This is a genomic window from Paenirhizobium selenitireducens ATCC BAA-1503 (genome assembly GCF_900492185.1).
GTDB lineage: Bacteria > Pseudomonadota > Alphaproteobacteria > Rhizobiales > Rhizobiaceae > Allorhizobium > Allorhizobium selenitireducens_A.
The window spans coordinates 29,237-44,881 of the sequence record NZ_UEYP01000007.1 but is presented as its reverse complement, the minus strand read 5'-3'; the positions used below and the strand labels follow the sequence as shown (position 1 = coordinate 44,881).

Annotated in this window: 16 protein-coding genes; 10 read left to right on the top strand and 6 right to left on the bottom strand. The window is 65.2% G+C overall.

Going from position 1 to position 15,645, the window contains the following annotated elements; translation table 11 throughout:
- Positions 1–4: 4 nt before the first annotated feature.
- Positions 5–1,951: a hypothetical protein gene (locus RHIZ70P_RS13900; RefSeq protein WP_115670981.1), complete on the bottom strand. Its 1,947-nt coding sequence runs from the start codon at positions 1,949–1,951 to the stop codon at positions 5–7.
- A gap of 51 nt (positions 1,952–2,002) precedes the next feature.
- Between RHIZ70P_RS13900 and RHIZ70P_RS13895 the strand changes: the two genes are divergently transcribed.
- On the top strand, positions 2,003–2,365 hold the full coding sequence (locus RHIZ70P_RS13895; RefSeq protein ID WP_115670979.1) for a nuclear transport factor 2 family protein: 363 nt from the start codon (positions 2,003–2,005) through the stop codon (positions 2,363–2,365).
- A gap of 125 nt (positions 2,366–2,490) precedes the next feature.
- Here the strand turns inward: RHIZ70P_RS13895 and RHIZ70P_RS13890 are convergent, their stop codons facing one another.
- The 3 genes from RHIZ70P_RS13890 to RHIZ70P_RS13880 form a co-directional block, all read right to left on the bottom strand.
- Positions 2,491–3,621 (bottom strand): site-specific DNA-methyltransferase, encoded by a 1,131-nt coding sequence (locus tag RHIZ70P_RS13890; RefSeq protein ID WP_115670977.1) that lies wholly within the window; start codon positions 3,619–3,621, stop codon positions 2,491–2,493.
- A gap of 474 nt (positions 3,622–4,095) precedes the next feature.
- Complete coding sequence (locus tag RHIZ70P_RS13885; RefSeq protein WP_115670975.1) at positions 4,096–4,440, bottom strand: antibiotic biosynthesis monooxygenase family protein; 345 nt, start codon at positions 4,438–4,440, stop codon at positions 4,096–4,098.
- Complete coding sequence (locus RHIZ70P_RS13880) at positions 4,437–4,766, bottom strand: NIPSNAP family protein (protein WP_115670972.1); 330 nt, start codon at positions 4,764–4,766, stop codon at positions 4,437–4,439. The genes RHIZ70P_RS13885 and RHIZ70P_RS13880 overlap by 4 nt, the downstream gene beginning before the upstream one ends.
- Positions 4,767–4,849: 83 nt before the next feature.
- Here RHIZ70P_RS13880 and RHIZ70P_RS13875 point away from each other — a divergent pair, with 83 nt between their 5' ends.
- From RHIZ70P_RS13875 to RHIZ70P_RS13860, 4 genes are all read left to right on the top strand, one after another.
- A complete protein-coding gene (locus RHIZ70P_RS13875; RefSeq protein ID WP_115670970.1) occupies positions 4,850–5,533 on the top strand; it encodes an ArsR/SmtB family transcription factor in 684 nt (227 codons plus the stop codon).
- A 167-nt stretch (positions 5,534–5,700) separates the two neighbouring features.
- Entirely contained in the window at positions 5,701–6,048 is a 348-nt protein-coding gene (locus tag RHIZ70P_RS13870; protein WP_115670968.1) for a DMT family transporter, read from the top strand.
- Entirely contained in the window at positions 6,045–6,626 is a 582-nt protein-coding gene (locus RHIZ70P_RS13865) for a TetR/AcrR family transcriptional regulator (RefSeq protein WP_115670966.1), read from the top strand. Before RHIZ70P_RS13870 ends, RHIZ70P_RS13865 begins: the two co-directional genes overlap by 4 nt.
- Before the next feature lie 79 nt (positions 6,627–6,705).
- A complete protein-coding gene (locus RHIZ70P_RS13860; protein WP_115670964.1) occupies positions 6,706–7,395 on the top strand; it encodes an HAD family hydrolase in 690 nt (229 codons plus the stop codon).
- A 39-nt stretch (positions 7,396–7,434) separates the two neighbouring features.
- Here the strand turns inward: RHIZ70P_RS13860 and RHIZ70P_RS13855 are convergent, their stop codons facing one another.
- On the bottom strand, positions 7,435–8,352 hold the full coding sequence (locus tag RHIZ70P_RS13855) for a diacylglycerol/lipid kinase family protein (protein ID WP_115670962.1): 918 nt from the start codon (positions 8,350–8,352) through the stop codon (positions 7,435–7,437).
- A 106-nt stretch (positions 8,353–8,458) separates the two neighbouring features.
- Positions 8,459–9,016, bottom strand: coding sequence for a hypothetical protein (locus tag RHIZ70P_RS13850; protein WP_115670960.1), 558 nt, complete (start codon positions 9,014–9,016; stop codon positions 8,459–8,461).
- A 65-nt stretch (positions 9,017–9,081) separates the two neighbouring features.
- On the opposite strand from RHIZ70P_RS13850, the gene RHIZ70P_RS22800 reads away from it, so the two are divergent.
- From RHIZ70P_RS22800 to RHIZ70P_RS13830, 5 genes are all read left to right on the top strand, one after another.
- The gene (locus RHIZ70P_RS22800) at positions 9,082–9,282 is read left to right on the top strand and encodes a hypothetical protein (protein ID WP_147293999.1); all 201 of its coding nucleotides are present in this window, start codon (positions 9,082–9,084) and stop codon (positions 9,280–9,282) included.
- Positions 9,283–9,333: 51 nt separating this feature from the next.
- Positions 9,334–10,731 carry a threonine synthase gene (thrC, locus tag RHIZ70P_RS13845; protein WP_115670958.1) on the top strand — a complete coding sequence of 466 codons (1,398 nt, stop codon included), beginning with the start codon at positions 9,334–9,336 and terminating at the stop codon, positions 10,729–10,731.
- Positions 10,732–10,752: 21 nt separating this feature from the next.
- Complete coding sequence (locus RHIZ70P_RS13840) at positions 10,753–12,051, top strand: M16 family metallopeptidase (RefSeq protein ID WP_115670956.1); 1,299 nt, start codon at positions 10,753–10,755, stop codon at positions 12,049–12,051.
- 70 nt (positions 12,052–12,121) lie between these two features.
- Positions 12,122–12,736 (top strand): GNAT family N-acetyltransferase, encoded by a 615-nt coding sequence (locus RHIZ70P_RS13835; RefSeq protein WP_115670954.1) that lies wholly within the window; start codon positions 12,122–12,124, stop codon positions 12,734–12,736.
- A 62-nt stretch (positions 12,737–12,798) separates the two neighbouring features.
- Positions 12,799–15,645 (top strand): EAL domain-containing protein, encoded by a 2,847-nt coding sequence (locus RHIZ70P_RS13830; RefSeq protein ID WP_235842237.1) that lies wholly within the window; start codon positions 12,799–12,801, stop codon positions 15,643–15,645.

The following is a 15,645-nucleotide window of genomic DNA, read 5'->3' as shown; positions in this document are numbered from 1 at the left end:
CGGGTTAGCCCGCGGCAATCTCGAGGAACTTCTCCTCGAGCCGGCGGGTGAAGAGTTCCGTGTCGAACAGCGGCGCGGTCATGCGCGCAGCGATCAAGTCCTGGCGCAGGCGGAGATGGCGGTCCCCGTCCTGCGCCAGTTCGACCGCCAGGCGGACGAATTCTGAAAGGTCACCGGAAACGAGCTGCGGCTGGCCGACGGCGGAAAGCAGGCTTTCCGACACGCGGCTGGCAAAGCTCGTGCCCTTGACGGTCACCACCGGCACACCACACCAAAGCGCGTCCGAGGTCGTGGTGTGGCCGTTATAGGGTGCGGTATCGAGGGCGATGTCGGCCTCGACGAGGCGGCGCAGATGCTCGGCCAGCGGCTTTTTCGGCGCAAAGACCAGGCGGGCCGGGTCGATGCCATGCGCTTTCGCCGCCTTTTGCAGGTTTGCCCTTGTGAGCGGCGACTGCTCCATCAGCCACAATACCGAACCTTCGACGGCGGCCAGCACCTGCATCCAGGCGGCAAACATGTCGCCGCGGATCTTCTGTGGCTGGTTGAAGGAGCAGAACACGACGCCCTCCACCGGCAGGCCATGGGCCCGGCGTGCCGCGGCGCGGTCGGGGGCGCGCTCCACCGCCTCGCGGCTGCGGTCGTTCGCCTGGTAGCTGCCGTCGAGACGCAGCAGCTTTTCCTGGTAGAAGGGGATCGAGCGGTCGGGCGTGACGATGCGGTCGGTGACGGCATAGTCGATGCCCACCCCCGTGACCGAACCGGGGAAACCGAGATAGGTGACCTGCACCGGTGCCGGACGGCGGCAGAAGATGCCGAGCCGATTACCCTGGGTGAAACCTTTCAGGTCGACGAGAATGTCGAGTTCGAGCGAGCGCACCAGTTCGGTGGCGGCATCGTCGTCGAGGGCGAGAATGTCGATATAGAAATCGATTGCCTCGAGGAAACGCTCGCGCACCGGGCCTTTGCGCTGGTCTTCCGCCGTGTGGCAGATGCCGTAGACGGCGAAGTTGTCGCGATCATGGGCTTCCAGTACGCCGGCAAACAGCGCCATTGTCGCGTGGTCGCAGAAATCGGACGAGAGATAGCCAATGCGGATCGGGCCGGGCGTGCGTTCGGCACGCGACCATTTCGGTGCGACCGGAGGAAAGACGGCTTCCGCCGTGCGGCGGGCGCAGCGGGCGTGATATTCCTCGTCGCCGGACCAGACGAGCGCGCGGAAGGCGTTTTCGCGGATGTCGGCGGTCACGCCCTCGCGGGCATAGGCTGCCTGAAGCTCGGCCTGCAAGCGGTCGGCCAGCGGGAAATCGCAGAGGTTTCCGGCGCACCAGAAGAGCTCGGACAGTGCCAGCCGTTCTTGCGGGTTCGCCGCATAGGCCTGAAGCAGCGGGGGATAGGCCTCCTCATAGAGGCCGAGCCCCGACAGCACGATACCGGCATTGAGGAAATTGCCGAAGTTCTGGCCCTTCTCCGCCAGCGTGCGGGCATAGGGCAGCGCGTCGGAATAGCGGCCGGCCTCGCGATGAAGGCTGCAGATCGAATGGGCGAGATCAAGATCGTCCGGCAGATGCCTTTCCAGCATCCGCAGGGCGGAAAGGGCTGCATCGCCGTCGCCGACGGCGAGATAGTGGGAAGCGGCGCGGAAGGCGACTTCGCGCTTGAGGTTGGGGGTGAGATCGATGGCGCCGGCATAGAAGGTCGCGGCCATGCCCCGGTCGCCCAGCCGCTCGTGGATGGTGGCGGCGAGGATCATCGGCTGGGCATCGCCGCGCTCGGTCTCGAACAGCGCATACAGCGTCGCCAGGGCCGACTTGAGATCGCCCTCGTTGAACTGCCGCTTGGCCTGATCGAGCAATGCCGTCACGTCTTCGTCATCCCCATGTTTCGCCGCCATGGTTAGGCGGACCGACTTGTCCGAAACTGTCGGCTGGGCGAAGGTGGCGCCCGGCCGCAACGATCCGCCTGCAGCCTTTCAGCCCCCCCCCGCGCGCCTCCTGGAGCCCCCATGACCTTCGATCCCGTCGCCGCCGCCAAGCGTTATCTCGACGCCGTCAACGATCTCGACTTCGCCGTCATCGAAGATTTCTACGCAGAGGAGGCAGTCTATGGCTCCGTCAAGGTCGGAGGCCTTCAGGGGCGCGACGCGATCCTGAAGGCGTTTCGGCAGTATTTCACAACCTATCCCGACCAGCAGGCGATCGACGAACTGATTGAGGCGGTCTCGCCGCTTTCCGCCCGCGCGGTCTGGCGGCTGAAGGCGACGAATGCCGAGACCGGCGAGCCGCTCATCCGCTTCGGCGAGGAGACCATCACCTTCAATGCCGACGGCAAGATCGTCTCGATCGAGGTCACCGACTACAAGGTCTAGGACCAGGTGTGCCTGGAAACGAATGACGCCCGGCGCTTTCGCACCGGGCGTCAAGGCTCTCCTGCCGGGACTAGAGGTACAAGACCGGCCGGGGAAACTCCGGACTGGCAAAGCTGGGCGGATCGTCAGTCCAGCTTTGCCAGCCCACTGCGGACGACAGCCCGGAGTTCATCGATCGGACGCAGGGTGTGCCCGTCATCGATGTGCCAGAAGGTCCATCCGTTACACGCATCAACGCCCTGCACCTTGGCGCCCAGACGGTGAATGGAACCGGCGTCGCTGCCTGAAGCGAGCGTGCCGTCGGCGCGCACCACCGCCGAATGACGGCGGCGGGCGCAGGTGAGAACCTGGCCGGGCTTGACCATGCCGCTCTCGACCAGGGTGTTGAAGGCGACGCGCGGCTCGGCCTTCTTGCCGGTCAGCACGGTCAGTTCGGTCTTGCCGAGCGGGGTAACCGAAGCGATGCGGGCCGAGGCCGCGTCGATGTAATCCTGCTCGCGCTCGATGCCGACGAAGTTGCGGCCGAGACGCTTGGCCACCGCACCGGTGGTGCCGGAGCCGAAGAACGGGTCGAGCACGATGTCGCCCGGCTTGGTGGAGGCCATGATGATGCGGGCGAGCAGCGCTTCCGGCTTCTGGGTCGGATGGACCTTCTTGCCGTCGTCGCCCTTCAGGCGCTCGCCACCCGAGCAGATCGGGAAGAGCCAGTCGGAGCGCATCTGGACGTCGTCATTCGACGCCTTCAGCGCATCGTAATTGAACGTATAGCCCTTGGCCTTGGCATCCGGCGAGGCCCAGATCATCGTCTCGTGGGCGTTCTGGAAACGGCGGCCCTTGAAGTTCGGCATCGGGTTGGTCTTGCGCCAGACGATATCGTTGAGGATCCAGAAATTGAGGTCCTGCAGGGTCGCGCCGACGCGGAAGATGTTGTGGTAGGAGCCGATCACCCAGATGGTGCCGGTCGGCTTCAACACACGGCGGCAGGCGAGCAGCCAGGCGCGGGTGAAGGCGTCATAGGCCTCGAAGGAGGCGAACTGGTCCCATTCGTCGTCGCAGGCATCGACGAGGCTCTGGTCCGGGCGGTGCAGCGCACCGCCGAGTTGCAGATTGTACGGCGGATCGGCGAAGATCGCATCGACGGACTTGTCGGGCAGCGCTTCGAGTGCGGCGACGCAGTCGCCCTTGATGATCGAATTGACCCAGGAGAAGGGGTCAGTGGAACGGCGGAGATCGGCGAGCGGGAATACGGAAGCCATCGGTTACTCACTCTTACGCTGACGCAGCACTGGAATAGAGGCCTATGGTTACCGAACTTGGTTACCAAAGGCTGAAGGAGCGTTGAGAAATTCCGCTGACCGGGGGGCGCCTGTGCCGAAAAGGGCCGGAGGGTTGCGGGACAGGTCCGGTCGAGTCGGCTCGGGGCGCGGTCGCTGCCATCCTACGAGACAGATCCCCTCCTGGCCCGTCATTGACAGATTCCTCTCCTTCTCCCAGCAGGTCTCCCCTTCCCCCACAGAGCCAGAGGTTTCCCCTCCCCAACCCCTCCCCACAAGGGGGAGGGGCTTTACCGCCGGCGGGGTGAAGGGGAAACTGGCACGCCGTCGCAAACGCCTCCCTTGGCGGCACGTCTTCTCCCCCCTTGTGGGGGAGATGGCCGGCAGGCCAGAGGGGGTAGCGTCAGACCGACAACCCTGCCCTTTGCCGCAAAAGTTCGGCACGAGACAAAAGCCTCACCCATGAACCGCCCGGCTATCCTCCGGCGCCTCCTCCCGCTCTTGAAGCCCGTAATCCCTCAGCACGTGGGCAACCCGCAGGCGATAGTTGGCGAAGACGCCGCCGCGGCCGGCCATTTGCGCCTGGCGGTGCTCCTCCGTCTCGCGCCAGCGGGCGACCGCCGCCTCGTCCCGCCAGAAGGACAACGACAGGAGCTTGCCGCGAACGGTGAGGCTCTCGAAGCGCTCGACGGAGATGAAACCGTCCATCGTTTCGAGCTTCGCCTGCAAGTCTCCGGCGAGGTCGAGATAGCGGTGCCGCTCGCCGAGATAGGGCGTCACCTCGAAGATGACGGCGATCATGGCTGCACCATGAGCGCAGGGAGTCCGGATACGCATTTGAGGAAGAGCCGGTCCTCCTTGAGGATGAAGCGGGCATTGCGGGCGAATTCGTAATTGGCCTTGCCGAGCGGGTCGGCGGCGAGCCGGGCGCGATAGGCCTCGTAGGCCGCGAGATCCTTGACGTGGTAGATGCCGTAGGCCGTGGTGGCGGAGCCTTCATGCGGGGCGAAATAGCCGACCAGATCGGCGCCGCAGCGCGGGATCGCCTCGGCCCAGTTGCGGGCATAGGTGGTGAAGGCATCCCTGGCGAAGGGGTCGATCTCGTAGCGGATGACGCAGGTGATCATGGGTTTTCCTTTCATGCTGTGGCCCTGTCGATGTCCCGTCCTTGCATATTGCCCGACGGCAATGCTTCGATTACGATCGAAGCATGAGTGAAGGACCCGACATTGCCCGCCTCGCCGCCCTGATCGGCGATCCCGCCCGCGCCAACATGCTGCTGGCGCTGATGGACGGACTTGCGCTGACCGCCACCGAGCTTGCCGGCGCCGCCGGTATCGGCCTGCCGACGGCCAGCTCGCACCTCGCCAAGCTCGAGGACGGCGGACTTCTGGCCCAGCGCAAGCAGGGCCGGCACCGCTATTACACGCTGGCCGACCCGGCGGTGGGCCGCATGATCGAGGGCCTGATGGGCTTTGCCGCCGCGCGCGGCCATGTGCGCCATAAGGCGGGGCCGAAGGAGCCGGCGCTGCGCAAAGCGAGGATCTGCTACGACCATCTCGCTGGCGATTACGGCGTGCGCATGCTCGATAGCCTGCGGAGCCTGGGTGCCATCGTCGGCGAGGAGGAGCACCCGCAGCTGACGCCCGTCGGCGAGGCGCTGGTCTGCGACAACGGCATCGACCTTGCGGGCCTGAAGGCGCAACGCCGGCCGCTCTGCCGCGCCTGCCTCGACTGGAGCGAAAGGCGCATCCATCTCTCCGGCGCGCTTGGCAAGGCGCTGCTCGCCCACTTCCTCGACCGTGGCCATGCGCGGCGCGCGCCGGGCAGCCGGGCGATCGTCTTTTCGCCCGAGGGCGAGCGGCGGTTTGCGGCGATGTTCCCGCTGCCGTGACAGGACCAGCCCGATCGATCCCGGCGACTGCCGCAGAAACCACGGACACCGTCCCGGCGTAGCGCCGCGCCGACAGTGTCGGGCGCCCTCGGCCGATACGCCCCTTGCGAAGATACCGACCATACGGTATCTTTCTAGACAGTCGCCAGTATAGGAAAGAGACCCTGATGAACCCCGTACTTCTCTCCTACGGCTCGCTGGCCGGTGCCATCGTCTGCGAAGTGGCCGGCACCGCCTTTCTCCAGCAATCGGCGCAGTTCACCCGGCCGGTGCCGACGGCTGCCATGGTCGGGCTCTATGTCGTCTCGTTCTACCTTCTGTCGCAAGCCTTGAAGGGCATGCCGCTCGGGATTGCCTATGCCATGTGGGGTGGGCTCGGCATCATCCTCACCGCGATCATCAGCGTCACCCTGTTCAAGCAGACGCTCGACATGCCGGCCCTCATCGGCATCGGCATGATCGTCGCCGGGGTCGTGGTGATGAACACGTTCTCCAGCGCGGTCGCGCACGGATGAGCGACAATGCCTACAGCCGCAAGAAACAGCCGGAACAGGTGCGCCGCGCCCTGCTCGACTGCGCAGCGACGCTGGCGGTCGAGGGCGGGCTTTCCGCCGTCACGCTCCAGGCCGTCGCCGCGGCGGCGGGCGTGACCAAAGGGGGGCTGCTGCATCATTTCGCCAGCAAGCAGATCCTCGTCGAGGCGGTCTTTGCCGATCTACTGGCGGAGCTCGGCCGTGAGATCGACGGCTATATGACAGCGGATGACGAAGCCTATGGCCGCTTCACGCGCGCCTATGTGCGCGCCGCCTTCGCCGATCACGAACTCGGCATGCGAAGCCCCTGGGCCGCCTTGTCGGTCTCGCTGATTGCCGAACCGGCACTCCGCCAGCTGTGGTCGGACTGGCTGGAGGCCCGGCTTTCGGACCATCGCGGAACGGACGGCGCACCGATGCTCGAAATCGTCCGGCTCGCGGCCGACGGCGTCTGGCTCGCCGACCTCTTGCAGCCGGACACCGGCCCGCGACGCGACCTGACAGGCCTCAGGTCCCATTTGCTGTCGCTCGCCTCGGGAATGGCCGTGCCCGCCGCCTGAGCATCGACTTGGCGATTGTTCTTTGCCGCCGCCTCGTGTAGGGGAAGCGCCTTCCCAGGACGACAAGACGGATCTCCCCATGAGCGGTTTCGACCTCACCATCTTCGATTGCGACGGCGTGCTCGTCGATTCCGAAATCATCGCGGCCAAGGTCGAATCCAAGCTGCTCGCCGAGGCCGGCTATCCCATCTCGGTCGAGGAAATGGGCGAACGCTTCGCCGGCATGACGTGGAAGAACATCCTGCTGGCGGTCGAGCAGGAAGTCGACATTCCGCTTTCGGCAAGCCTGCTCGACAAGTCGGAGAAGTTGCTCGACCAGCGGCTGGCCCGCGAGGTGAAGATCATCGAGGGCGTGCAGTTCGCGCTCGCCCGGATCAAGGGACCGCGGTGCATCTGCTCCAATTCCTCGGCCGAGCGGCTCGACATGATGCTGACCAAGGTCGGCCTCAAGGACTTCTTCGCGCCGCACATCTTTTCGGCCAAGGATCTCGGCGCCGACCGCGTCAAGCCAAAGCCGGATATCTTCCTGCATGGCGCCGCCCAGTTCGGCGTTTCGCCGGACAAGGTCGTGGTCATCGAGGACAGCGTGCACGGCGTGCATGCGGCGCGCGCCGCCGGCATGCGGGTGATCGGCTTTACCGGCGCCTCGCACACCTATCCGTCGCATGCCGACAGGCTGACGGATGCGGGCGCCGAGACGGTAATCTCGCGCATGGTCGACCTGCCGGCGGTGATTGCCGCCATGGAGGAATGGACCGGCGTATTCTGAAACGAATGGCGGCACCGCGACGCCCGTGATGCCCTGCGTTCACATCTTCAGGCTGAGCGCCGAAGGCATGACCCCGACGCGCAGCCGGTCGAAGGCCAGCGCCTCGCCATCCGCCTCGATCGACACAGGCCGATCGCCGAGCGGCTCGATCTCGATGACCCGGCCGCGATGGAAACTGATCAACGGGTGGCCGACATGCGAGGCGGAGTAGAGGCGCGCCAGTATGCCGAGCACCCCCATCCTGCTTGCGCCGCGCAGGATACCGATGTCGAGCAGGCCGTCGGCCAGATCGGCGAAGGGCACGACATGCATGCCGCCGCCGAACCAGGCGCCGTTGGCGACCGCCGCAACCGTCACCGGCCCCTTGAATATTTCCTCCCCGTCGACAGTCACCCGCACCGTTTCGGGCCGGTAGCGCAGGATCTCACGCACAGAGCAGAGAAAGAAACGCAGCGAGCCGCTGGCCACGCGCCGGCCGCGACCGTTGACGGCCTGAACGATGCGGCCTGAAACGCCGACGCTGGCGATATTGGCGAAGTGCCGCGCCTCCTCTTGCCCGCCGAGGGAAGGACCGGTCAGGCGCGCGACGTCAATCCGGCGCACCGACGCCTCCGCGATCCGGCGGACCATGGCCTCCGGATCGCGCGGCAGAGCGAAGTTGCGAGCGAAATCACATCCCGTACCGGTGGGGATGAAGGAAAATGCCGTGCCTGGCCTCGCCGATCGCATCAGGCCGTCGACCACGTCGCCGATCGTGCCGTCGCCACCGACGGCGATGATGAGGTCGCACCCCGCCTCGACCAGTTCGATCGCCAATCGTGCGGCGTCACCGCTGCGCGCGGTCTCGCGAACCTCGCGCTCGCCGAAATGCGTGGCCAATGCAATATTGATGCCCCGCCATTGCGCGCGGCCGGAACGGCCGCCCGAGACGGGATTCCTGATGACGCCGATTTTCACCCTTGCCCCCCGGCATTCGGGTGTCAGCGACGACGGAGACAGGCGCGTTTCACGGCGCTGTTCGCCGGATGAAACGCGGCGGCCCGCGATCGCTTCCCCTTGCTGATTACTTCTTCTTCGTCGGTCCTTCGTCAAAACCGATGTGAACCTTGGTGAGACCGCCGATCTCGGCGGGCACGGTCACGTCCTTGGTGAAGACGAACTGTGTCGCCTGGGCGACATCGGTCATGGTGACCGGGAACTGGGTCAGTTCGGAAAAGACGACTTTTTCGCCTTCCGTCACGGCAACCCGGATCGGCAGATTGAACTGCCCCGGCTTGCCCTCGGGGCCGGCCACCAGCCTGCCCTGAACCATGGCGGTAATAGTCAGCGTGGTTTCCGAGCGTGTGCACGAACGCGTCGTATCGGCCAGCGAGGCCTGGTAGACGACCTTGGCCGGATCGTCCTTCGCGCCCTTGGCGTAGACCCGATGGTAGGCCGTGCCGTCGCGCAGGGTGATCGGCGGGCAGAAGCCCTGAACGGCTGCCGCCGCGTTGACGGCCGGCGTCGCTGCCGGCTTGTCGGCGGCCGAACCGAGAACGCCTCCCGGATTGCCGGCATTGCAGCCGGAAAGAAGCATCAACAAGGACGCGGCCAAGATCCCGCGCGATACGTTCACAGACACGATACTCCAACCTTCCGCAATGCAGGCTTCGAGAAGCCAGAAGCCATTCGAATTGAGGCCTTTTCATGCCCCTTGTCGATGGTCTATACCAGCGGCGCTGTAAAAAATCGATTGGGTCGCCGGTGTTTTGGTTTAATTTTCAACGGCTGCGGGCCATCCATCCACCGGGCGAACCCGTCGGCGGCGATCCGCTGCTGCCGGGTGCAAATATCCCGTCCGCCATCGCCGGCACGAAAAGACCCGTAACCACGCCCGGAATGGCGTAAGCCTCCGACCCCCAGACAGGCCTTCCTTCTTCAAGACCAAGGACAAGCATCGTGGACTACATCTCGACCCGCGGAGAGGCAAAGAGCCTCGGTTTCTGTGACGCTCTCCTCGCCGGGCTCGCCCGCGACGGCGGCCTTTACGTGCCGCGCAAGTGGCCGCACATGACGAAGAAGGAAATCCGGGCGCTGCGCGGCAAGAGCTACCAGGAGATCGCCTTCGAGGTGCTCTACCGCTTCACCGGCGGCGAGATCGAGGCCGACCTGTTCCGCGCCATGATCGACGAGGCCTACGCCACCTTCCGCCATCCGGCGGTCGCTCCGCTCATCCAGACCGGGCCGAATTCCTTCATCCTGGAACTGTTCCACGGCACGACGCTCGCCTTCAAGGACGTCGCCATGCAGCTGCTGGCGCGGCTGATGGACCATGCGCTCGCCCAGCGCGGCGAACGGGCGACCATCGTCGGCGCCACCTCGGGCGACACCGGCGGGGCGGCGATCGACGCCTTTGCCGGCCGGGCCCGCACCGACGTGTTCATTCTGTTCCCGCATGAGAAGGTTTCGCCCGTCCAGCAGCGGCAGATGACCACCTCGAAGGCCGAGAACGTCCACGCGCTCGCCATCAAAGGCAATTTTGACGATTGCCAGAACCTGGTCAAGGCGATGTTCAACGACATCGACTTCCGCGATCGCCTGCAGATCTCCGGCGTCAACTCGATCAACTGGGCGCGCATCATGGCGCAGGTGGTCTATTATTTCACCGCCGCGATCTCGCTCGGCAGCCCGGACCGCAAGGTCTCCTTCACCGTGCCGACCGGCAATTTCGGCGATATTTTCGCAGGCTACGTCGCCAAGAAGATGGGCCTTCCGATCGACAGGCTGGTGATCGCCACCAACGAGAACGACATTCTTGCCCGCACGCTGAAGACCGGCCGCTACGAGATGCGCGGCGTCTCGGCCACCACCTCGCCGTCGATGGACATCCAGATCTCGTCCAACTTCGAACGCCTGCTGTTCGAGGCCTATGACCGCGACGACAGCGCTATCCGCGCGGCGATGGAAAGCCTCAAGCAATCCGGTGGTTTCGAGATCAAGCCGGGCGCGCTGAAAGCGATCCGCAAGGAATTCCGCGCCGGCCGCGCCAGCGAGAAGCAGGTGGCCTCGACCATTCGCGATACGTTGGCGGAGACGGGCTACCTGCTCGATCCGCACACCGCCGTCGGGGTCTTCGTCGCGCAGAAGTTCGAGAAGCCGTCGAGCCCGATGGTGACGCTTGCCACCGCCCATCCTGCGAAATTTCCGGCCGCGGTAAAATCTGCGAGCGGTATTGACCCCGCGCTTCCGGCGTGGCTTGCTGACCTGATGAACAGGGAGGAGCACTTCGACATCCTGGACGCCGAGCTCAAAGCCGTCGAAACCTTCGTCGGCGCGCATGCCCGACGGGAAAAATAAGAAGTGCAGAAAGACAGATCGATGAGTGTTGAGTGTACCCGGCTGCCCTCCGGGCTGACGGTCGTAACCGAGACCATGCCGCATCTCGAAAGCGTGGCGCTCGGAACCTGGATCAAATCGGGAGCCCGCGACGAGATGGAGGGCGAGCACGGCATCGCCCATCTGCTCGAACACATGGCCTTCAAGGGAACCCACAAGCGCAGCGCCCGGCAGATCGCCGAGGAAATCGAGAATGTCGGGGGCGAGCTCAATGCCGCGACCTCGACCGAGACGACCTCCTATTATGCGCGCATATTGAAGGACGACGTTCCGCTCGCGGTCGACATCCTCGCCGACATTCTGACCGATTCCGTCTTCGACGAGGACGAACTCGGCCGCGAAAAGCACGTCATCCTGCAGGAGATCGGCGCGGCCAACGATACACCGGACGACGTGGTGTTCGACCGCTTTTCCGAGCTCGCTTATGCCGGACAGCCGCTCGGCCGACCGATCCTCGGCACGCCGGAAACCGTTCAGTCCTTCTCAAGCGCGGAAATCCGGGCCTATCTCGACCGCAACTACACGACCGACCGGATGTTCGTCGTGGCCGCCGGGGCCGTCGATCACGACGCTTTCGTCCGTCAGGTGGAAGACCGCTTCTCCTCGCTCAAGACCAAGCCGGAGATCAGCCCGATCGCCGAGGCGGCGCGCTATACCGGCGGGGAAGCCCGCGAGGAGCGCGACCTGATGGACGCGCAGGTGCTGATCGGCTTCGAGGGCCGCCCCTATCACGCGCGCGACTTCTACGCGTCGCAGATCCTCGCCAACATCCTCGGCGGCGGCATGTCCTCGCGGCTGTTCCAGGAAGTGCGCGAGATCCGCGGCCTCTGCTATTCGATCTATGCCTTTCACTGGGGCTTTTCCGACAGCGGCATCTTCGGCATCCATGCCGCGACCGGCGGCGAGAACCTGCCCGAACTGGTGCCGGTGATCATCGACGAACTGCGCAAGGCCTCGCAGAGGATCGACCTGCAGGAAATCGACCGGTCGCGCGCCCAGGTGCGCGCCCAGCTCCTGATGGGCCAGGAAAGCCCGGCGGCCCGCGCCGGCCAGATCGCGCGCCAGATGATGCTCTACGGCCGCCCCATCTCCAACCAGGAGATGATGGAACGTCTCGCCGGAATCACGCCGGAACGACTGACCGATCTTGCCGGGAGGCTGTTCTTCGAGACGACGCCGACGCTGTCGGCCATCGGACCGCTCGAGCACCTGGCCCCGATGCACGAGATTTCGGGCGCGCTTTCGGCCGGATCGACCGCTTCGCTTAAGGCCGCCGGCTGACGACGCGCCGGGATTGCACCAGATTCCGCCAGCGGGCAGTGCCCGCCGGCCGAGGCTTTCGGGGGGTTCGATGACACGTTCGGTCTTTCGGTTTCTGTCGCGGCAGCCGGAAACACCGGACCTGAACAGCGCATCGCACCGGCTGCGGCTGCCGCGTTATGACGACTTCGAGCAGTGGCACGCGCTTCGCCGCGACAGCCGCGCCTTCCTGCAGCCCTGGGAGCCGACCTGGCGAAGCGACGAATTGACCGAGCGCGCCTTTCGCGCCCGCGTCGTGCGCAACAGCCAGGAGTTCCAATCCGGGCTTGCCGTCCCCTTCCTGCTGTTTTCCCAGGCCGACCAGGTCCTGCTCGGCGGGCTCACCATCGGCCTCATCCGGCGCGGCGCATCACAAAGCTGCATGATCGGATACTGGATGGGCGAACGACATGCCGGCAAAGGTCATATGTTTGCCGCACTTCAAATGGCAATTCCCTATATCTTCAGGGTGCTCGAGTTGCACCGGATCGAAGCAGCCTGTATTCCAGAAAACGAAAAAAGCATCCGGCTCCTCGAGAAGGCCGGCTTTCAGCGGGAAGGTCTCTTGCGGGAATATCTGAAAATCGACGGGAAATGGCGCGACCATGCGATGTTATCGCGATTGAGCGACCGCGCCGCGGGGAACGGGAACAAAGAGAACTCATGACGTTTGACCGGAACAGGCAAGCGGGGGCCGGCCAGTGGCTGGCGGCTGCGCTGGCCACGGCGATGCTTGCGTTCGTCGCACTTTTCTCCTCGATAGCGCTGGCTGCGGAACCCGTGAAGATCGCCCGCGACGACACCGCGCTCAACCTGACCGCCACGACCGAGATCTACACCAACCAGGGCAATGCCTTCCAGGTCTCGACCGCCGCCGGCGCCGACGGCATTCGCCGCCGCATCGAGGTGCGCGCCTCCTCGCCGGCGCATCAGGGGGACTGGGCGGTGTTTGCGCTCGCCAACGTCTCGGAAGAACAATTGGAGCGCGTCATCGTCGCGCCGCATTTCCGCCTCGCCGGCTCGCGCATGTTCTGGCCCGACCTCGGCTCGCAGCGCATCATCTCGATCACGCCGTCGGAAGGTTTTGCGCTCGACCGCGTGCCGAGCCCGGACGCCGACGTCTTCCGCATCACCCTCAATCCCGGCTCCGTGATCACCTTCGTCGCCGAGCTTGCGACCCCCAGCCTACCACAGATCTATCTGTGGGAGCCGGACGCCTACAAGGACACGGTCAACGCCTTCACGCTCTATCGTGGTATCGTACTTGGCATTGCCGGCCTGTTGGCGGTGTTCCTGACGATCCTGTTCGTGGTCAAGGGCACGTCGATGCTGCCGGCGGCGGCGGCGTTGGCCTGGGCGGTGCTCGCCTATATCTGCGTCGACTTCGGCTTCCTGGAAAAGCTGATCAGCATCACTGCCGGCGACCAGCGCATGTGGCGGGCGGGCGCGGAAGTGGTGCTGGCTTCGAGCCTCGTCATCTTCCTCTTCACCTATCTCAACCTCAATCGCTGGCACGTGCATCTCGGCTACGCCACCTTCGCCTGGATCCTCGGCCTGGCACTCCTGTTCGGCGTGGCGATCTACGATCCTTCGATCGCCGCCGGCATTGCCCGCCTGTCGTTTGCGCTGACCGCGACGGCCGGCATCGTTCTGATCTTCTATCTCGGCTTCAACCGCTACGACCGCGCCATCCTTTTGATCCCGACCTGGGCACTGATCCTCGTCTGGCTGTTCGGCGGCTGGCTGACGGTGACGGGACAGCTCGACAATGACATCATCCAGCCGGCGCTCGGCGGCGGGCTGGTGCTCATCGTGCTTCTGATCGGCTTCACCGTGATGCAGCACGCCTTTGCGGGCGGGGCCTACCAGCAGGGCCTGTTCTCCGACCTCGAGCGCCAGTCTCTGGCGCTGACCGGCTCGGGCGATACGGTCTGGGACTGGGACGTGGCGCGTGACCGGGTGGTCACCTCCCCCGACATTTCGCTCCGTCTCGGCCTGTCGCCGGGCACCATGCACGGCCCGGCGCGCAACTGGCTGCCGAGGCTCCATCCCGACGATCGCGACCGCTTCCGCGCCACGCTCGACGTGCTGCTCGAACACCGCAAGGGTCGCCTCAACCACGAATTCCGCATCCGCGCGGAAGACGGCCACTTCCATTGGCTGAAGATCCGCGCCCGCCCCGTACTCGGCTCGAACGGCGAGGTCATCCGCTGCGTCGGCACGATCATCGATGTCACCGAGCAGAAGAACTCGATCGACCGGCTGCTGGCCGACGCCATGCACGACAACCTGACCGGCCTGCCCAATCGCGAGGTCTTCCTTGACCGGCTGCAGTCGGTGCTGACGCTGGCGAGCGGCACGGAGACGGTGCGCCCGACCGTGATGGCGATCGACATCGACCGCTACAAGCAGGTCAACGACAGTCTCGGCATCGCCGCCGGCGACAATATCCTGATCGCGCTGACGCGTCGGCTGCGCCGCCTGATGAAGCCGCAGGACACGCTGGCACGGCTTTCGGGCGACGAGTTCGGCCTGATCCTCGTGTCAGAACGCGATCCTGCCAAGATCGCCGACTTTGCCGATGCCGTGTCGAAGGCGATCATGGTGCCGCTCAATTTTGCCAATCGCGAGATCATCCTGACCGCCTCGATCGGCCTCGTTTCCTGGGTCGACCAGCAGGAGAACGCGGCCGGACTTTTGTCCGACGCCGAGCTTGCCATGTACCGCGCCAAGCGGGCGGGCGGAAACCGGGTCGAGCCCTTCCGCCCCGCCTTCCGCGGCGCCGGCACGGACCGGCTGCAACTCGAGACCGACCTGCGCCGTGCCATCGAGCGCAAGGAGCTGTCGATGGTCTACCAGCCGATCGTGCGGCTGGGCGACGGCGAAGTCGCCGGCTTCGAGGCGCTGATGCGGTGGGACCATCCCAAGCGCGGCAATGTCCCGCCGTCGGAATTCATCCCGATCGCCGAGACCTCGGACCTGATCGAACCGCTCGGCATGTTCGCGCTCGAACGGGCGACCAGCGACCTGATGGAGTGGGAGCGACAGACGGGCGAGATACCGGTCTTCGTCTCGGTCAACCTGTCGAGCGCCCAGCTCCTGTCGAGCGAACTCTACAACGACGTCCGCGCCCTTTTGACCAAGACACAGTGCGACCCGCACCGGATCAAGCTGGAGCTGACCGAAAGCGTCGTGATGGAGAACCCGGAACAGGCGCGCCTGGTTCTGGCGAAGCTGAAGGAGACCGGCATCTCGCTGGCGCTCGACGACTTCGGCACCGGCTATTCATCGCTCGCCTATCTGACCCGCTTCCCCTTCGACACGATCAAGCTTGACAAGGCGCTGGTCAACGACCGTTCCGACAAGCGGGCCGTGCTCCTGAAATCGGTGATCGCCATGGCTTGCGGGCTGGAAATGCAGGTGGTGGCGGAAGGCATCGAAAGCGATGCGGATGCCGAGGAACTGGGCAAGCTCGGTTGCGATTTCGGCCAGAGCTACCTGTTCGGCGCACCGCTCGGCGCGGACTCGGTGCAGCGGCTGCTGAAAGAACGCTTTCCGCTGACCAAGCGGGCGTGA